Source organism: Falsiroseomonas ponticola, assembly GCF_016805305.1.
Classification (GTDB): domain Bacteria; phylum Pseudomonadota; class Alphaproteobacteria; order Acetobacterales; family Acetobacteraceae; genus Falsiroseomonas; species Falsiroseomonas ponticola.
This window is the reverse complement of record NZ_JAERQN010000009.1, coordinates 219,289-235,745: the sequence shown is the minus strand read 5'-3', so window position 1 is coordinate 235,745 and position 16,457 is coordinate 219,289. Positions and strand designations below refer to the sequence as shown.

The following is a 16,457-nucleotide window of genomic DNA, read 5'->3' as shown; positions in this document are numbered from 1 at the left end:
CCACGGCTCCATCCTGATCGTGCGACGCGAGGATGCCAGCCGGCGAAGCGCAGCGCCAGGACATATCAGCGAAGCGCTCGAAGCGTGGCCTTCGCGCAGATCGGGATCATCGGCTTCGACGGGCCGATCTAGCTCGAGGCGCTGCGGCTCTACGGCCTGCCGGAGGACGCGCCCGCGGTACTCTACTGCTGCCCTTCGCTGCCGGCGGGGACGCGGACGCTGGCGATCGAGACCAGCTGGGACCTGCCGAGCCTCGGCCCCGGCGCGACGGCCAACGTCGACATTCCCGTGCCTGGGGCGCGGCGAGGCGACTTCGCCGACGCCTCGCTGGACACCAGCAGCATCGCCTTCGTGCTGGACTGCCATGTGTGGTCGAACAACAGCGTGCGCGTGACGGCGCGCAACGTCAGCGCCTCGACGGTGGACCTCGCGGCGGCGCCGCCGGCGCTGCAGGTGGTGAAGCGGCGATTCTCGAATCCATGATTCCTGGAATCCAGATCGCGCGCTGCGCATCTAGGTTGTGGAGAGACGACCTACGATTTCGGCGCGACTGCCTCGAGCTCTGTCATGAACTCCCGGGCCAGCTTCGACAGCGGCCTGCTCTCCGGAACGACCACCTGGACCCTCAAGCGGATTTCCGGGCGGAAGGGTCGCTGAACGAGGCTCGGGAAATACGGCTGCGTTGGGAAAAAGGAATCGATCAGCGCCAAGCCGGCACCGGAGGCGACCAGCGTCATGGCAACGACCGCCTGGTTCGCTTCGATCGCCAGGCGGAAGCGCACACCGGCCAGGCGGAAGGCCTCCATGATCCGCGTACCGGTGACGGAGCCGGGGCCGAAGCTGACGATCTCCTCCTGCACCAGGTCGGCGGGCGTTATCGTCTCCCGCCCGCGCAGGCGGTGGCCGGCCGGCATCACGCAGATCACCGTACCCGCGCAGAGCTCGGTGGAATGCACGATCACGTTACCTTCCGCCGGCTGCACGATGCCGAGGTCGGCCTGGCCGCGCGCCACGCGGTCCATGGTGTCGCGCACGCCGCCCGCGTGGATGCCGACATAGACGTCCGGGTGCATGCGCCTGAAGCGCGTGACCGCGGCCGGCAGCAGCCCGCCGGCGATGGACGGCGCGGTGGCGACGCTGAGATAGCCCGAGCGGCCTTCGCGCATGGTCAGCACGAGGTCGCGGAAGGCGGAGATGTTGCCGGCCAGCCGGTCCAGATCCGGCAGCAGCTTCAGCGCCTGGGAGGTCGGGCGCAGCCGGCCCTTCACGCGGTCGAACAGCGGGAAGCCGAGTTCCTGCTGCAACGCGGTCAGCGTCTGGCTGACGGCGGGCTGGGAGATGTTGAGCGTGCGCGCGGTTTCGCTGACGGAGCCGAGCTGCAGCATCGTCCGCAGCACCTGCACCTCCCGGAAATTGATCACGCGGTCCGCCCCGATCCCTGCCGGCGCCGCGGCGGCGCCCAGGGCGCATCAAAGCGCGCCGTGACGCCGACTTACAAGGCGAGCCGTGCGATCAGCCGCGCAGCGCGTAGATCGAATGGCGCCGCATCCGCGCCACCACGCGCCGCCCATCGGCGATCAGCACCTGGTCGATCTCGGCATAGTGGTTGCCCTTGCGTTCATAGGCATCCACCACGATGGCGGAGCTGGTCAGTCTTTCGCCCACATGCAGCAGACCGTGGAACTGCGTGTCGGAAGAGACATACAGCCCTGGCCCGCGCGCGCGGTAGGAGTTCATCGTGTCGCGGAAGCTCAGCCGCAGCAGCAGGCCGGGGTGGATGATGCCGTCCTGCCCGAAGGCGGGCTCCGTCTCGTCGAAGTCCAGCAGGGACTGGCGGAAGTAGTCGGGTGTCACCGCCTCGTCCAGCGTGCCGTAGCGCATGCCCGGCTTCATGTCGCCCGGCCCGATCTCCGGCGGCGCGGCGGCGATGGGCAGCACCGGCAGCGTCGCGAGGTCGGGTGGCGGCGGCGGCGCATCGGGCAGGGTGGCGCGGCCGATCGCCGCGTCCTCCCCCGCCGCGTTGCGAACGACGAGGTCGACCTCCAGCCCCGCCGCGCCGCGCACCACCTGTCCGGCGGCGACGGTCACCTCCTCCCCGTCGTAGAGCGGGCGGCGGCTGCGGGAGAACATCGTGCCGCGGCGCAGCCAGTCCAGGCCCCAGCCGGCGACGACCAGCTGTGTCATGAAGCTGTGGGCGTAGACGCCGGGGATGATCGCGCCGGCGAAGCCGCGGCGGCGCGCGGCCTCCTCATCATGCATGCTGGCGCCATAGGCGAGGGTGCTGTCGAGCCTGGCGCGACGGCGCACCTCGACCGGCATCGTCTCGGACACTCCCTGCATCGGCTTTGCTCCGCTCTGCCGGCGGATCACACGCCGGAGCGGGGCGTGTGCCAAGTGTCGCGGCGCGCGCAGGTCGTGGCCGGGCCACCGCAATTCCATTGGAAATGCTTATGTATAGATAACGTCTACTATGGAAAAGAGTGCTGCAAAGCCGCGCGCTGCGCCCCCATTCCATAATCTGCGATTATGGATTTATAGGGAGATTCTCTTACCGTCGCGCCGTGAGCGGTGCCTAGCATGCGGAGCGGACACCACCGCGGCATCGATTCAGGGACAGCCATCGGGAAGGGAGCGCACCGTGGGGCTGGAGTACAGCGTCAGGGACGGGATCGCCTACTTCGTGATCGACAACGGCAAGGTCAACGCGATCACGCCGCAGATCCACAAGGACTTCTACCACCGCCTGAAGGAGTTCGAGGTGAGCCGCGAGGCGCGCGTCGGCATCCTCACCGGTGCGCATGACCGTGCCTTCTCCGCCGGCGACGACATCGTGAACGTCTATGGCCCGAAGCGCAGCCGGCAGGAGCTGATGGAGGCGAACCTCTTCCCCCACCAGGACGAGGGCGAGACGCCGGGCCGGCCGGGCTGGGAGCACGACGTGGCGATGCACCGCCGCTACAAGCCGATCATCGGCGCGGTGAACGGCTGGTGCCTGGGCCACGGCATGATCTACCTGCTGCTGCACACCGATATCCGCGTGGCCGGCGAGAACGCGCAGTTCGGCATCCCGGAGCTGAACTTCGGCGCCGCCGGCATCAGCGGCACGACGCGGCTGGCGCGCATGGTGCCGCCCACCGCCGCCGCCTGGATGGCGCTGACCGGCGATTTCATCGACGCGCAGGAAGCCTGCCGCATCAACCTGGTGAACAAGGTGGTGCCGGTGGACCAAACCATGGCGACGGCCGAGGCGATCGCCCGGCGCATCATCCGCCATCCGCCGAGCTCGGTGCGGGTCGAGATGGAATCGCTGGCGATGGGCATGGACCTCTCGCGCTTCGATGCCATCCAGCATTCGCGCAACCTGTTCCGCTACCACCGCTCCAACTACGAGGGCTGGGGGTCGGAGCCCGGCTTCTTCGCGAAGCGGGACGAGAGATGACACGCCGCCCCAGGGCGCAGAGGCAAGCCGGACGATGACCTCCTCCCCCCTCCAGCGGCTGTTCCAGCCGCGCCACGTCGCGCTGCTCGGCGTGTCGCGCAACCGCGCCAAGGCGGGCTACCGCTACCTGCGCTACATCCTCGACGGCGGCTTCCAGGGCACCGTCTCGCTGCTCGGCACCGAGGAGGGGGAGATCGACGGCTGCCGGCTCTACGCCGACGCCGCCGACCTGCCGCAGGACATCGACCTCGCCTTCAGCATGCTGGGCCCGGCGGCGACGATGCAGACGCTGCCGCGGGTGGCGGAACGGCGGCTGGCCTTCGCCATCGTCTTCACCGCCGGCTTCGCGGAGATGGGTGCGGAAGGCGCCGCCGCGCAGGCGGAGCTGGTGCGCCGCTGCAACGCGCACGGCACGCGCATCATCGGCCCCAACTGCATGGGCATGTTCAACCTGCCGCACGGGCTGAACATCAGCCGCGCGAAGGTGGCGCGCGGGCGGGTCGGCATGATCTCGCAGAGCGGCAATGTCGGGCTGACGCTGTGGGACCAGTCGCCGCTGCTGGATGCCGGCTTCTCCACCTTCATCAGCTTCGGCAACCAGGCCGACATCCGCGTGCACGAATACATCGCCCACCTGGGCGACGACCCCGAGACCGGCGTGATCGCCGCCTATATCGAGGGGCTGCAGCCCGGCAGCGGCCAGGCCTTCCTCGAGACCTGCGCGCGGGTCAGCCGCCGCAAGCCGATCGTGGTGCTGAAGGGCGGGCGGGCGCAGGCGGGGCGCCGCGCGGCGATGTCGCACACCGCCTCCCTCTCCTCCTCCGAACGCATCTTCGATGCGCTGCTGCGGGAAGCCGGGGTGATCGAGGTGAAGCACCTGGAACACCTGCTGCCGGTGGCGCAGGCGCTGCTGCTCTGCCCGCCGCTGCATGGCGACAACATCGCCATCGTCGGTTCCGGCGGCGGCCATTCCATCATGTTCACCGATGAGATCGAGGCCGCCGGCCTGCAGGTGCCGCCCTTCTCCCCGGCGCTGCAGGATGCGCTGCGCCAGCGCCTGCCGGCCTATGCGCCGGTGGGCAACCCGCTCGACATGACCGGCGGCTTCGACGCCGATCCCAGCCTGTTCACCACGCTGACCGAGCAGGTGATGGCGCAGGATCCCGGCTTCGACGGCGTGGTGAACTACGGGCTCTACGGCAACTGGCCGCTGCTGCCGGGCGCCCCGCACGACTACGTCACCGCGGCGCCGCTGGCGGGCGCGATGCAGGCGCGGCTGGGCAAGCCGGTGATCTACTACACGCCCTTCGCGATCCGCCCGGGCCCGTCCTTCACGGCGCTGCGCGAATCCGGCGTGCCCTGCTTCGACGACATGGCGCTGGCGGCGGCCGCGATGGCGGCGTTGCGGCGGCGCGGCGCCTTCCTCGACCGCGCGCCGGACAGCCCGCCGCCGCTGGCCGCGGTGCCCGGCGCCATCCCGCAGCGCGACGCGCTGGCGACCGAGAGCGGGGCCTATGCGTTCCTGGCCGCGCACGGCATCCGCGTGCCGCGCACCCTGACCGCCCGCACGGCGGAGGAGGCGGCCGCCGCGGCTGCCGAACTCGGCTTCCCCGTGGTCATCAAGGCGATCCTGCCCGGCGTCGCGCACAAGAGCGACCTCGGCGGCGTCCGCACCGGCATCGGCGATGCGGGATCGGCCGCCGCCGCTGCCGCCGCCATCGCCGCCTCGGTCGGCGCGGCGCTCGGCGCCGGGGCGCTGGCCGGCTTCCTGGTGACGCCCGATCTCGGCCGGCAGCGGGAATTCTTCTTCGGCGTGCGGCGGGACCCGACGCTCGGCGCGGTCGGGCTGCTCGGCCTCGGCGGCGTGCTGGTGGAGGCGCTGGACGATGTCGCGGCCTGCCTGCTGCCGGCCACGCCGGAAGCCGTCTCCCGCGCCATCGCGCGGCTTGGCGGGCGCGACTATTTCGGCGCGGTGCGCGGGCAGCCGGCGGTGCCGCCGGCCGCGGTCGCGGACCTGCTGAACGGGCTGCACGCGGCGCTGATCTCCGTCTCCGGCATCGACAGCGTGGAATGCAACCCGACCATGTGGACGGCGGAGGGGCTGGTGCCGGTCGATGCGGTGATCGCCTGGTCGGATGCCGCCGCCTCGCCGGGCGCGGGGTGAGGCGGCGCCGTGCTGAAGGCGATCCTCCGGCAGGTCGGGCTGGGACTGGTCGTGGTGCTGGCCGCCATGACCGTGACCTTCCTGCTGGTGCGCCTCAGCGGCGATCCCACGGCGCAGATCCTGCCCGAGAGCGCGACCGAGGCGGAGCGCCAGGCGCTGCTGCGGGAGCTTGGCCTGGATGCGCCGCTGGCGGTGCAGTACGTGACCTACCTGCGGAAGGCGATGGGCGGCGACTTCGGCGAGTCCTACTTCGACGGGGAGTCGGTCAGCACCATCATCCTCTCCCACCTGCCGAACACGCTGCTGCTGGGCGCGGTGGCGCTGGTGGTCTCCACCGCCCTTGCCGTGCCGCTCGGCGTGCTGGCGGCGGTGCGGCAGGGCGGCGCGCTGGACCGCTCCGTGCAGGTGGTCAGCGTGCTCGGCGCCTCCACGCCGGCCTTCTGGATGGCGCTGATCCTGATGCAGGTCTTCGCGGTCTCGCTGGACCTGCTGCCGACCTACGGCATGGGCGGGGCGGAACACCTGGTGCTGCCGGCGGCGACGCTGGTGATGGTGAATTTCCCGCGGCTGGCGCGGCTGACGCGGTCGGCCATGCTGGAGGTGCTGCCCGCCGGCTTCATCATGGCGGCGCGCGCCAAGGGCATGCCGGAGCGCCGCGTGGTCTGGCGCGTGCTGCTGCGCAACGGCAGCGTGCCGGTGCTGGCGCTGGTGGCGCTGGAGATCGGCGGCCTGTTCGGCGGCGCGGTGCTGACGGAGACGGTGTTCTCCTGGCCCGGCATCGGGCAGCTCGCCATCCGCTCGCTGCAGCGGCGGGACTACCCGGTGATCCAGGGCGTGGTCGCCTATGTCGCGCTGATGTTCGCCATCGTGACGGTGCTGGCGGAGGTCGCGATCCGCGCGGCCGATCCGCGGCTGCGGCTGCGCTGAACCGATGCCGCGTCCGGGCAACCTGCTGCTGGGCTTCGCGGTGCTGGTGCTGGCCGCCTATGTGCTGGCGGCGATCGGCGCCGACCTGCTGGTGCCGTTCGAACCGGCGTCGCAGCGCATACCCATGCGCCTGAAGCCACCCGGCACGGTGGGGCCGGACGGCACCCACTGGTTCGGCACCGATGCGCTGGGGCGCGACATCCTGTCCATGGTGCTGGTGGGCACGCGGCCGGCGCTGCTGGTGTCCTTCAGCGCCACCGCGCTGGCCGCGACGGCGGGGGTGATGGTGGGGATGCTGGCGGGCTATCGCGGCGGCGGCGCGGCGACGGCGCTGCTGACGCTGACCAACATCCAGCTGTCCTTCCCGTTCTTCCTGCTGGCCATCACCATCGTCGGCATCCTGACGCCGTCGGCGGTGCTGGTGGTGCTGGTCATCGCGCTCGGCACCTGGGTGCCCTTCGCGCGCGTGTCCTACGCCGAGACGCAGCAGATCCGCGAACAGGAATACATCGAGGCGGTGCGCGTGATGCGCGGCAGCCATGCCCGCATCCTGCTGCGCCACATCCTGCCGGGCATCCTGCCCAGCATCATCGTGCTCTGCACCTTCGAGGTCGCGGCGGCGGTGGTGATCGAGGCGGGGCTGAGCTTCGTCGGCCTCGGCGTGCCGACGCGCACGCCGACCTGGGGACGCATGCTGAGCGAGGGGCGGGACTACATGCACGCGGCCTGGTGGATGACGGTGATCCCCGGCGCCGCGGTCGTGCTGCTCGCGCTCAGCGTCAACCTGGTGGGGGAGACCATCCGCGACCGCGCCGATCCCCGCCAGCGACCCCGCTGAGGCGCCACGAGGAACGGGACGAGGCACAGGAAGGAGACAGGGCGATGAACGATCGAATCCAGGCCGGGCAGCACGAGGCGGAGGGCGCCGGCATCGCGATGATGACGCGCCGCGGCGCCATGTCGCTCGGCGCGCTGTCGGTGCTGGCCGGCGGCCGTGCCTGGGGGCAGGCGGCGGGCGCGGCGGGCGGGGCCAGCCTGCGCCTCGCGCTCAGCGCCGGGCTCGACCGGCTCGACCCGCACAAGACCGGCAACGGCACCGACCAGATCGTCATCGGTGGCATCTACGAGACGCTGTTCTGGCGCATCATGTCCACCGGCGAGATGACGCCGCGGCTGGCCACCGGCTACCGCCTGGTCTCGCCGCTGGTGTGGGAATTCACGCTGCGCCAGGGCGTGCGCTTCCACGACGGCACGCCCTTAAGCGCCGACGACGTGAAGTTCTCCATCGAACGCGCGATGGAGCCGGGCGGCGCGCACACCGTCAGCCTGGCCAGCGTGCGGGAGGTGGAGGTGGTGAACCCGCACCTGGTGCGGGTGCACACCAAGGTGCCGGACCCCACGCTGATCCTGCGGATGCAGCAGCTGGGCGGCGCCGGGCGCGTGCACATCATCTCCAAGGCCTATGCCGAATCGCGTTCGCCGCAGGAGCTGAACGACAACCCGATGGGCACCGGCCCCTATCGCTTCGTGCGCTGGCTGAAGGGGCGGTCGGTCACGCTGGCCCGCAACGATGCCTATTGGGGGCGCAAGCCGGACAGCCCCGGCGTCGTCGTCACCTTCATCCCGGAAGCCTCCACCCGCGTCAACGCGCTGATCCGCGGCGAGGTGGACCTGATCCAGCGCCTGCCGCTGCACGAGGTGGACCGCATCGGCCGCATGCCGGCGCTCGGCGTGCCCCGCACGCCGGAGGGGCTGGTGAACACGGTGCTGCTGAATTCGCGCCAGCCGCCCTTCGACGACATCGATGTGCGCCGCGCCTTCAACCACGCCATCGACATCCGCGGCATCATCTCCGGCCTGCTCGGCAATGCCGGCACGGTGCTGGGCACGCCGATGGCGCCGAGCGTGGCGCAGCACGACCCGACGCTGGAACCCCATCGCTACGACCCCGCGCTGGCGCGCTCCATCCTGGCCAACCGCCCGCCGATCGAGATGCGGACCTTCATGTCGGACGGTCGCTACGTGGCGGACCGGGAGATCTACCAGGCGATGAACGCGCAGCTGGAGGCGGTGGGCTTCCGCATCCAGGCGCAGACCATGGAATGGGGGCGCCTGATCTCCATGATGGTGACGCGCAGCGCCGGCCCCTTCTTCATCATCGGCTGGGACTTCAGCGACGGCGACGCCAGCAAGACCGCCTCCTTCACGCTCAGCAGCGGCCGCACCTCCGGCACCAACCATCCGGAATACGAGGCGATCGTGCTGCAGGCCGAGCAGGAGATGGACCCGGAACGGCGGAAGGAGCTGTGGAAGCGCGCGCAGAAGGTGCTGCACGACAACTACCTGGTCGGCCCGGTGTGGATGGCCGCGTCGGTCTTCGGCATCTCCCGCCGCTTCAGCTTCGCCGCGGACCAGGGCGACTTCGTCGATCTCGGCTCCATCCGGCAGGGCGCCTGATGCAGGCCGTGCCCGCGGCCGATGGAACGACCGGCGGGGCGGCCCCGCCGGTCCTTTCGGTGCACGGGCTCGGCGTGGAATTCGCCTCGGCGCGCGGCGCGGTGCGCGCCGTCGATGGGCTGTCCATGCAGGTGGCGCGCGGCGAGGTCTTCGCGATCGTCGGCGAATCCGGATCGGGCAAGTCCAGCGTGGCGCTGGCGGTCACCGGCTTGCTGCCGCCGAGCGCGCGGGTGGAGGGCGAGGTCCGGCTGCTGGGCCGCGACGTGATGCGGATGCCCGCGGCGGAACGGCGCCGCATGGCGGGCGAGCAGGCCGGGCTGGTCTGCCAGGATGCGCTCTCCAGCCTCAACCCCTGCACTACCGTCGGCTTCCAGATCGCGGAGACGCTGATGGTGCATCGCGGCATGGCGAAGCGCGCGGCCATGCAGGACGCGGTGCGGCTGCTGAAGCTCACCGGCGTGCCGGCGCCGGAGGAACGGGTGCACGACTACCCCCACCAGTTCTCCGGCGGGATGCGCCAGCGCGCGCTGATCGCCATCGCGCTCGCGCTCGACCCCGCGCTGCTGATCGCGGACGAGCCCACCACCGCGCTCGACGCGACGATCAAGGCGCAGATCCTGGACCTGCTGCTGCGGCTGCGGCGCGACCTCGGCATGTCCATCGTCATCATCACCCACGACATGGGGGTGGTGGCGAAGCTCGCCGACCGCATGCTGGTCATGTATGCCGGCCGCGCCATCGAGGTGGGGCGGGTGGAGGAGATCTTCGCGCGGCCCGCGCATCCCTATACCCGCGCGCTGCTCGATGCCGTGCCGCGGCTGGGCCGGGGCGCGAAGGACCTGCAGCCCATCCCCGGCGCGCCGCCCTCGATGCAGGCGCTGCCGCCGGGCTGCGCCTTCCACCCGCGCTGCCCGCTGGCGCTGCCGCGCTGCCAGGCCGAAGCGCCCGCGCTGGTCCCGACCGGCGCCGCGCGCCAGGCCGCCTGCCACCTGGCCATCGCCGGGGCCGCGGCATGAGCGCGGCGGGCGGCCCGCCGGTGCTGCGGGTGGAGGAGCTGGGCAAGACCTTCAGCATCTCCGGCCGCTGGCGGCGCCAGCCGCGGCTGCTGCATGCGGTGCGGCAGGTCAGCTTCACGCTGGAACGCGGCCGCACGCTCGGCATCGTCGGGGAATCCGGCTGCGGCAAGTCCACGCTGGGGCGCATGCTGGTCGGCACGCTGACGCCGACCGCGGGACGGATCGAGCTGGAGGGGGCGGATGTGCTGGGCCTGCGCGGCGCGGCGCGGGAAGCGGCGCTGGCGCGCATCCAGATGGTGTTCCAGTCGCCCTACGCCTCGCTCAACCCGCGCATGCGCATCGAGGACATCGTGCGCGAGCCGCTGGACGTGCTGGAGCGCCAGTTGCCGAAGGCGGAACGCCGCCGCCGCACGCTGGCGCTGCTGGACCGCGTGGGCCTGCCGGAGATCATGGCGACGCGCTTCCCGCACGAATTGTCCGGCGGGCAGCGCCAGCGCGTGGGCATCGCGCGGGCGCTGGTGCGGGCGTGCAGCGTGGTGATCTGCGACGAGCCGGTGGCCTCGCTCGACGTCTCGGTGCAGGCGCAGGTGATCAACCTGCTGAAGGATCTCCAGCGCGAACTCGGCGTGTCCTATGTCTTCATTTCGCACGACCTCGCCATTGTCGCGAGCATGTCGCACGACGTCGCCGTGATCTACCTCGGCCGTATCGTGGAGCTCGGGCGGGCTGAGGATGTGCTTGGATCGCCGCGGCATCCATATACCCAGGTACTGATCGAGAGCGCGAACATCCCCGACCCCGCGACCGAGAAGGCGCGCGCGCCGCGTGTCCTGGCCGGGGATGTGCCGAACCCGATGGCGCCGCCGTCAGGTTGCCCGTTCCGGACGCGGTGCTGGCGTGCGGAGCCGGTCTGCGCGGAACAGGTACCGCCCTTGGTCGACATCCGCGAGACCGGTCAGCGCGTGGCCTGCCACTTGGCGTGAGCCTGGCGAAGCGCGAACAGCGACCTTGCCAATCAGGCCGTTGTGCACCGGCGACGGTTCGAATCCGGGCGCACTCCCTCCGCCAGTTCCCATACGAGCGGTGCTCTCCGCCAGACCTGACGCCGCGCTGAGTGGCAGGTTGCCTGGGGTTTTCCGCGCGGGCCTGTTGACCGGCCCAAGGCGGAGGCTGCCGAAAATCGCTCTCCGGCGGCGAATTCTCTCCGGACCTCCCGACTTGCCCGATTAAGTACGCCGACCGAAACGGGCTGCATTTCAAATGCTTACGGCGCACGGCCTCCGTTACCGGTTCGACAACCAACCGGCTGACCTCCATACTTTCCGCGCAAAACCGCAGGTACGGAGATCGACCCGCTCCGGGGAGGACGCATGCTCCTAACCCGTTGCAGACCCTGTGTCATTGTCACCCGCCGCCCTGCGCCAGCACGTCTTCAAGCTTCGTGGCTTGGACAAATCGCGCCGGAGCATGCCCCGCGGCGATCGCCGCGAAGTGCGCCTTGCCACATGCAATCTTGGCAGCCTCCTGCCCCCGGAGATCCGCCGCGAAGAGGCTGCCTTTGGTTTCCACAACGAAGTAGAGGCGCTCCGTCCCCTCGTGGTCGATCACTACAGCCCAGTCCGGATTGTAGGTTCCCAGGGGCGTCGGGACTTTGAACCAGCCCGGGAGCTTGGCGTACACCTTCACCGCCTCATTTTTCTCGAGATCTTCCGCAAACGTCCGCTCAACGCCAGCCGAGTCGTAGGCGACGTGCTCGAAGACCGATTTTTTGGTGTCCTGGAGCATGTTCTTGAGGTAGCCGACCAGCTCCTCGGTCTCGAAAAGCTCCTGGGCATAGACCTCGCTATCGCCGAGCTTCTGGTACTTGATGCCGTCGACCAGGGCCTGACGCTTTGCTCGATTGATGGCGTCTCCCGCCATGTCGATGAATGCCTGCGGGTTTCGTTTGAAGTCGGCGAGACGCCCTGACTCGGTCAGGATTCGCACGATGCTGCGTCGTGTGAGCTGCGTGCGGTCCTGTAGATCGGTGATCAGGTCAGGGAGGAGGATGTCACCCTCGTCCAGCGTGACCGGCCCAGAGGTAGACGTCTCCGTCGCCTGCACGCCCCCTTGCCCGATGGCAATATCTGCCTTGCGGAAGGTGACCTGCACCCGTGCGATGGCCGGCCCATTTTCGATAGCCTTGGCGCAAGCCGCGATCAGCGCCTCGTTGTCGAACTGCACGCGGTAGGTGGTCCTGTGCTTGATGCGATCCCACAGGGCCTGGAACTCGGGGCTGTGGAGAACCTCCTTCCGCGGCTTGATCGGCACGCGGTCATCCGCGTTCTTGATCTCCAGGCGCCCGGCAAGCTTCCGGAGCGTGTCCTTCACCGCGCCTAGGTGAGGCGCGAACCGATCGGGCAGCGTCAGCGTGCCGTCCTTCAATGCTTTACGCAGAATGTCCTGCACCTGGCCCTTGGCATTCACATAGCCCTGCTGCTGCAGGTGCTCGAAAATCGCCTGGGATTCCTCGAATCCGAGCGCCTTCGTCTCGCCGCTCGGTAGCGTGACCGGGATCCGCGCGAACTGATGCTTCTCCACGATGCCGAAGCGGATACCGGTATCGGCCTCGATCTCCTTCTGCAGGTTGTCGGCAAAGGCTTCGTAGGTCTCATTCGCCGTCACCGTGAGCGTGTTCACCTCGAAGCCACGAACCCTCTCGCCCTTCTGGTTCACGCACAGACGCAAGCCCCGGCCTATGGTCTGCCGCCGTTCGCGCTCGGTCCCGATCTCGCGTAGCGAGCAGATCTGGAAGACGTTCGGATTGTCCCAGCCTTCCCGCAGCGCCGAGTGGGAGAAGATGAACTTCAGCTTGGTCTCGAAGCCTAGGAGCTTCTCCTTCTCCTTCATGATGAGGTTGTAAGCGCGCTCTGCGTCGTCCCTGCTCCCCTGGTTCTTCAGCTCACCTTTCGCGTTCAGCTCTACCTCGGACCAGGAGCCGCGCTTGTCGATCGAGAAGTAGCCGTCGTGGACGAGCTCGGCTTCCGTGGTCAGGTCCACTTCCTTGAACAGGCTGGTGAAGTCCGGATCGCGGGCCGCCCGACGGTATTCCTCCTCGAACATCAGGGCATACTTCCCCTTGAGGATATTCCCGGCACCGTCGTACTGCCGGTAGTGCTGCACCGCGTCGATGAAAAAGAGGCTGAGCACCTTGATGCCCAGGGGCGCGAGCCGCTTCTCCTTTCTCAGGTGCTCCTGGATGGTGCGGCGGATCATCAGACGCTTGATGCCATCCGCGTCCACGTCGCCGATCGCCTGGTCCTTGTTCAGGAAAGGCTGCTCGCCGGGCGCCTTGAGCTCCATCACCTGCGTGTCCACGCGGATCTCACCGATGCGGTGATCTTTGTAGAGGGCGCGGCCTGTCACCTCTTCGAGGTCGTCGCCGTCATGAACGGTGACCTCCTTCCGCCGCACCTGCGCGCCTTGCTGCACGTCCAACTCGACGCGGGCGGTGACGACGTTCCGTTTGCTGGTAGCGCCGAGAAAGCGGACGTAGGGCTTGTTATGAGCCCCGGAGACCTCCGCCGACGCGACCTCGATCTGCTTCACCAGCTTGCGCTCGTAGGCGTCGATCGCGTCCAGTCGATAGACCATGTGGTGCTTGTCCACATGCGTGGCGGAGTACCGAAGGGTGCAGAGCGGGCGCATTTCATCCAGCGCCTTCTTGCCACTTCCCTGAAGGCCGCCGTCCACGCTTTGCGGTTCATCCACGATGACGATGGGCCGCGTCGCGCGGATAAGCTCAATCGGTGCTTCGCCGCCCGTCTTCTCGCTGTCCTTGTAGAGGTTGTTCACGTCCTGCTTATTGATGGCACCCACGGTCGCGATCATGATTTGGATGGTAGGGCTGGTGGCGAAGTTCCGTACCTGCCCGAGCTTCGAAGAATCGTAGAGGAAGTAGTCGAAGGGCTGGCCGGAGTAGAGGCTGCGGAAGTGCGCCTCGGTGATTTGCAGCGTCTTGTACACGCCCTCCTTGATCGCCACCGAGGGAACCACGGTGACGAATTTCGTGAAGCCGAAGCGCTTGTTCAGCTCGAAGATGGTGCGGAGGTAGACGTAGGTCTTTCCGGTGCCGGTCTCCATTTCCACGGTGAAGTCGCCGGAGGTCAGTGACTCCGACGGCGCCAGCCCGTTGCGCAGCTGGATCTCCTTGAGGTTGGCGAGGATCTCCTCGTCCAGCAGCGTCAGACGGTTGCCTATGCCGCGCTCAGTCTCCACAAGTCCGAGTTCGCCCTGCGCGCTGGTGAAGGCACCGAGGTCGAGTGCCACCTGGCCGCTGGCATCTCCCGGAGGCAGTGCACGCCGCGTCACAGTGAATTCGGTGCGGTTGATCTCCTGCCCGCGGAACAGGTCGCAAACGGCCTCGATAGCGGCGAGCTGGTAATCGAGGTCTGGTTCGAACTGCAGCTTCATTGCGAGGCCCCCACCTACAGGCTGCGCACGTCGGTGATGCCGTTCTGCTGCAGGATGGCGGCCATGTTGGTCTTGGCCACGTCATCCGCGAAGCCAGAGTCCTTGAAGACGACACGCGTGTCGCCCGCAGGTGCCAGATCTCGGCGCCAGCAAACGATGCCGTGCGCAAGGGCCTCAACCACCTGCTGGTTCAGGCCATCTGCAAGGCAGACCATGAGCACGCCACCACCTACGGAGTGGACGGTCTTGCCAGCCATCTCCCGTCGGGCGATCGGGACACAGAGGTCGAGGCCGAGCTTCAGCAGAAGCTCGGTCAGGACATCCGCCTCCGTTCGCCCCGGGACCAGATGCTCCGCGTTCGCGAGGAGTGTGCCCTCAAGATCGGAAGCGTTCGGCTGCCAAGAGCGGATGTTAGAGGGCGCAAGTTTGTAGACGCGGAATCCATTGTCGTTGGGCGACGATCCGCTGGCAGCAGTGATGGAGGCCGCGGATCGCTTCAGGCGCTCCTTAGTAAGCTCCGCAATGTTTCGCGGCCTACCAAGGCCAAGGCAATACTCTGCCGCAATCTTCTGCTCAGGCCTACTCTCATCAAGCATCTCCGGAAGCTGCACCAATATAAATCTACGATCGAGGCTGTCCGCAGCGTTCTGCATTAAAACCGCATGTGCGGTGGTGCCTGAACCGGCAAAAAAATCCATTACTATGGATCCGGACTGGTCACCGCACGCCATCTGCACGAATTTCTGGATTATGGCTTCGTCCTTGGGGTAATCAAAGACTGCCGCCCCCATGAGGCGATTTAGACGCTCTGATGCTGAGCGCGCCGGCTGATAAAAAACGCTCGGCGGTGTTAGCTTATCAGTCTCGTGCAGATAACGGCGCACCATGATTGTAGTCTCGGTAACGAAGGTGATGCGTTTCTCCTCGACTAGGCGATTGAATTCTTCCTGATCGAAACTCCACCCGCGATTTGGTCTGAGGGGGATGACCTTACCGTTTAATGGATTGCGCAACTCGAATTTCCGGCCGCCTGGAGCGGTCGGATCGTCTTCCTTGTATGCCCCACGGTCGTCAATGTTACGAAAGCGTCGATTTGCGAAAGCGGGCTTGGCCTTGTTGGCGCGAAACCAACCAGCCAATTCGGCTGACGCTGTCTCGTGATCGGCACCATGGAGCTTCTTCAGGCGCGCGACTTCACGCAAGACGGGCTCGACACCCTCCTTATTCAAACCCCACTCTCGTTCAACGCTCTCCCGATTCCTGGCGTAGATAAGAACGTACTCATGACACACGCCGACTTGGCGGGCGTCGTTTTTATTCGCTCCCTCCCATATTAGTTCAGCAACAAAATTCTCCTGCCCGAATATCTCATCCATCATTATGCGCAGATGGGCGACTTCGGCGTCATCAATACTACAAAATATAACCCCATTCTTTTGCAATAGGGAATGCGCCACGCGCAGGCGCGGGAACATCATGTTCAGCCATTCAGTGTGATATCGACCAGACGCCTCAGCGGCACTTGTCAATTTTCGACCGTCTGACGCAATCTGCCCAGTGAGCATCTGATAATTTTTGACCGGATCAGTGAAATCATCGTTGTAGATCACATCCGCATCTCGATTATACGGCGGATCTATGTAAATCATTTTTACTTTTCCGCCAAAACTCTTCTGCAAAATTTTTAGAACCTCGAGGTTGTCGCCTTCAATCATTAGGTTTTGTGTTGAATCCCACCCGACGCTCTCTTCTGGACAGGGGATAAGCGTCCCGGAGGAGGGAATGAGGGCAAGTTGTCTTGCGCGACGCTTTCCATGCCAGCTGAGTCCGTAGCGCTCGTCCCGCTCGTCGACTGCGGCGCCGAGAAGCTGCTTCAACACCTCAAAGTCGACCCCGCCTTCGCCGAAAGCCTCCGGAAAAAGGCTCCGCAATGCCTCGATGTTGGAGCCGACGATGTCGGCGCTCTTGGTTTCGGGATCTCCGGCCGTAAGCTTCTTCATGC

General features: G+C 67.4%; 12 protein-coding genes. 8 read left to right on the top strand and 4 right to left on the bottom strand.

Going from position 1 to position 16,457, the window contains the following annotated elements; translation table 11 throughout:
- Positions 1-288: 288 nt before the first annotated feature.
- Positions 289-483: a hypothetical protein gene (locus JJI54_RS32375; RefSeq protein WP_226382032.1), complete on the top strand. Its 195-nt coding sequence runs from the start codon at positions 289-291 to the stop codon at positions 481-483.
- A 50-nt stretch (positions 484-533) separates the two neighbouring features.
- Here the strand turns inward: JJI54_RS32375 and JJI54_RS23550 are convergent, their stop codons facing one another.
- Together JJI54_RS23550 and JJI54_RS23545 are read right to left on the bottom strand one after the other, a co-directional pair.
- On the bottom strand, positions 534-1,397 hold the full coding sequence (locus JJI54_RS23550; RefSeq protein ID WP_203075761.1) for a LysR substrate-binding domain-containing protein: 864 nt from the start codon (positions 1,395-1,397) through the stop codon (positions 534-536).
- 115 nt (positions 1,398-1,512) lie between these two features.
- Positions 1,513-2,340, bottom strand: coding sequence for a hotdog family protein (locus tag JJI54_RS23545; RefSeq protein ID WP_203075759.1), 828 nt, complete (start codon positions 2,338-2,340; stop codon positions 1,513-1,515).
- 298 nt (positions 2,341-2,638) lie between these two features.
- On the opposite strand from JJI54_RS23545, the gene JJI54_RS23540 reads away from it, so the two are divergent.
- From JJI54_RS23540 to JJI54_RS23510, 7 genes are read left to right on the top strand one after another with little or no spacing between them, the layout of a single operon-like run.
- Positions 2,639-3,439 carry an enoyl-CoA hydratase/isomerase family protein gene (locus tag JJI54_RS23540; protein WP_203075757.1) on the top strand — a complete coding sequence of 267 codons (801 nt, stop codon included), beginning with the start codon at positions 2,639-2,641 and terminating at the stop codon, positions 3,437-3,439.
- A 34-nt stretch (positions 3,440-3,473) separates the two neighbouring features.
- On the top strand, positions 3,474-5,603 hold the full coding sequence (locus JJI54_RS23535; RefSeq protein WP_203075755.1) for an acetate--CoA ligase family protein: 2,130 nt from the start codon (positions 3,474-3,476) through the stop codon (positions 5,601-5,603).
- A gap of 9 nt (positions 5,604-5,612) precedes the next feature.
- A complete protein-coding gene (locus tag JJI54_RS23530) occupies positions 5,613-6,530 on the top strand; it encodes an ABC transporter permease (protein ID WP_203075754.1) in 918 nt (305 codons plus the stop codon).
- A gap of 4 nt (positions 6,531-6,534) precedes the next feature.
- The gene (locus JJI54_RS23525; RefSeq protein ID WP_203075753.1) at positions 6,535-7,368 is read left to right on the top strand and encodes an ABC transporter permease; all 834 of its coding nucleotides are present in this window, start codon (positions 6,535-6,537) and stop codon (positions 7,366-7,368) included.
- A 44-nt stretch (positions 7,369-7,412) separates the two neighbouring features.
- Positions 7,413-8,987 (top strand): ABC transporter substrate-binding protein, encoded by a 1,575-nt coding sequence (locus JJI54_RS23520; protein ID WP_203075752.1) that lies wholly within the window; start codon positions 7,413-7,415, stop codon positions 8,985-8,987.
- A complete protein-coding gene (locus tag JJI54_RS23515; protein ID WP_203075751.1) occupies positions 8,987-10,003 on the top strand; it encodes an ABC transporter ATP-binding protein in 1,017 nt (338 codons plus the stop codon). Before JJI54_RS23520 ends, JJI54_RS23515 begins: the two co-directional genes overlap by 1 nt.
- On the top strand, positions 10,000-10,986 hold the full coding sequence (locus JJI54_RS23510) for an ABC transporter ATP-binding protein (RefSeq protein ID WP_203075750.1): 987 nt from the start codon (positions 10,000-10,002) through the stop codon (positions 10,984-10,986). The genes JJI54_RS23515 and JJI54_RS23510 overlap by 4 nt, the downstream gene beginning before the upstream one ends.
- Before the next feature lie 421 nt (positions 10,987-11,407).
- On the opposite strand, the gene JJI54_RS23505 is transcribed toward JJI54_RS23510, so the two are convergent.
- Positions 11,408-14,455, bottom strand: a complete 3,048-nt coding sequence (locus JJI54_RS23505) for a type III restriction-modification system endonuclease (protein ID WP_203075749.1) — start codon at positions 14,453-14,455, stop codon at positions 11,408-11,410.
- Positions 14,456-14,469: 14 nt separating this feature from the next.
- Entirely contained in the window at positions 14,470-16,455 is a 1,986-nt protein-coding gene (locus JJI54_RS23500; RefSeq protein ID WP_203075747.1) for a site-specific DNA-methyltransferase, read from the bottom strand.
- Positions 16,456-16,457: the final 2 nt, after the last annotated feature.

What these genes read in the sequence shown, in the direction of transcription:
- JJI54_RS23545 (WP_203075759.1), bottom strand. Translation starts at nt 2,340, where the DNA reads ATGCAGGGAGTGTCCGAGACGATGCCGGTCGAGGTGCGCCGTCGCGCC.
- JJI54_RS23535 (WP_203075755.1), top strand. Translation starts at nt 3,474, where the DNA reads ATGACCTCCTCCCCCCTCCAGCGGCTGTTCCAGCCGCGCCACGTCGCG.
- JJI54_RS23525 (WP_203075753.1), top strand. Translation starts at nt 6,535, where the DNA reads ATGCCGCGTCCGGGCAACCTGCTGCTGGGCTTCGCGGTGCTGGTGCTG.
- JJI54_RS23520 (WP_203075752.1), top strand. Translation starts at nt 7,413, where the DNA reads ATGAACGATCGAATCCAGGCCGGGCAGCACGAGGCGGAGGGCGCCGGC.
- JJI54_RS23515 (WP_203075751.1), top strand. Translation starts at nt 8,987, where the DNA reads ATGCAGGCCGTGCCCGCGGCCGATGGAACGACCGGCGGGGCGGCCCCG.
- JJI54_RS23510 (WP_203075750.1), top strand. Translation starts at nt 10,000, where the DNA reads ATGAGCGCGGCGGGCGGCCCGCCGGTGCTGCGGGTGGAGGAGCTGGGC.
- JJI54_RS23505 (WP_203075749.1), bottom strand. Translation starts at nt 14,455, where the DNA reads ATGAAGCTGCAGTTCGAACCAGACCTCGATTACCAGCTCGCCGCTATC.
- JJI54_RS23500 (WP_203075747.1), bottom strand. Translation starts at nt 16,455, where the DNA reads ATGAAGAAGCTTACGGCCGGAGATCCCGAAACCAAGAGCGCCGACATC.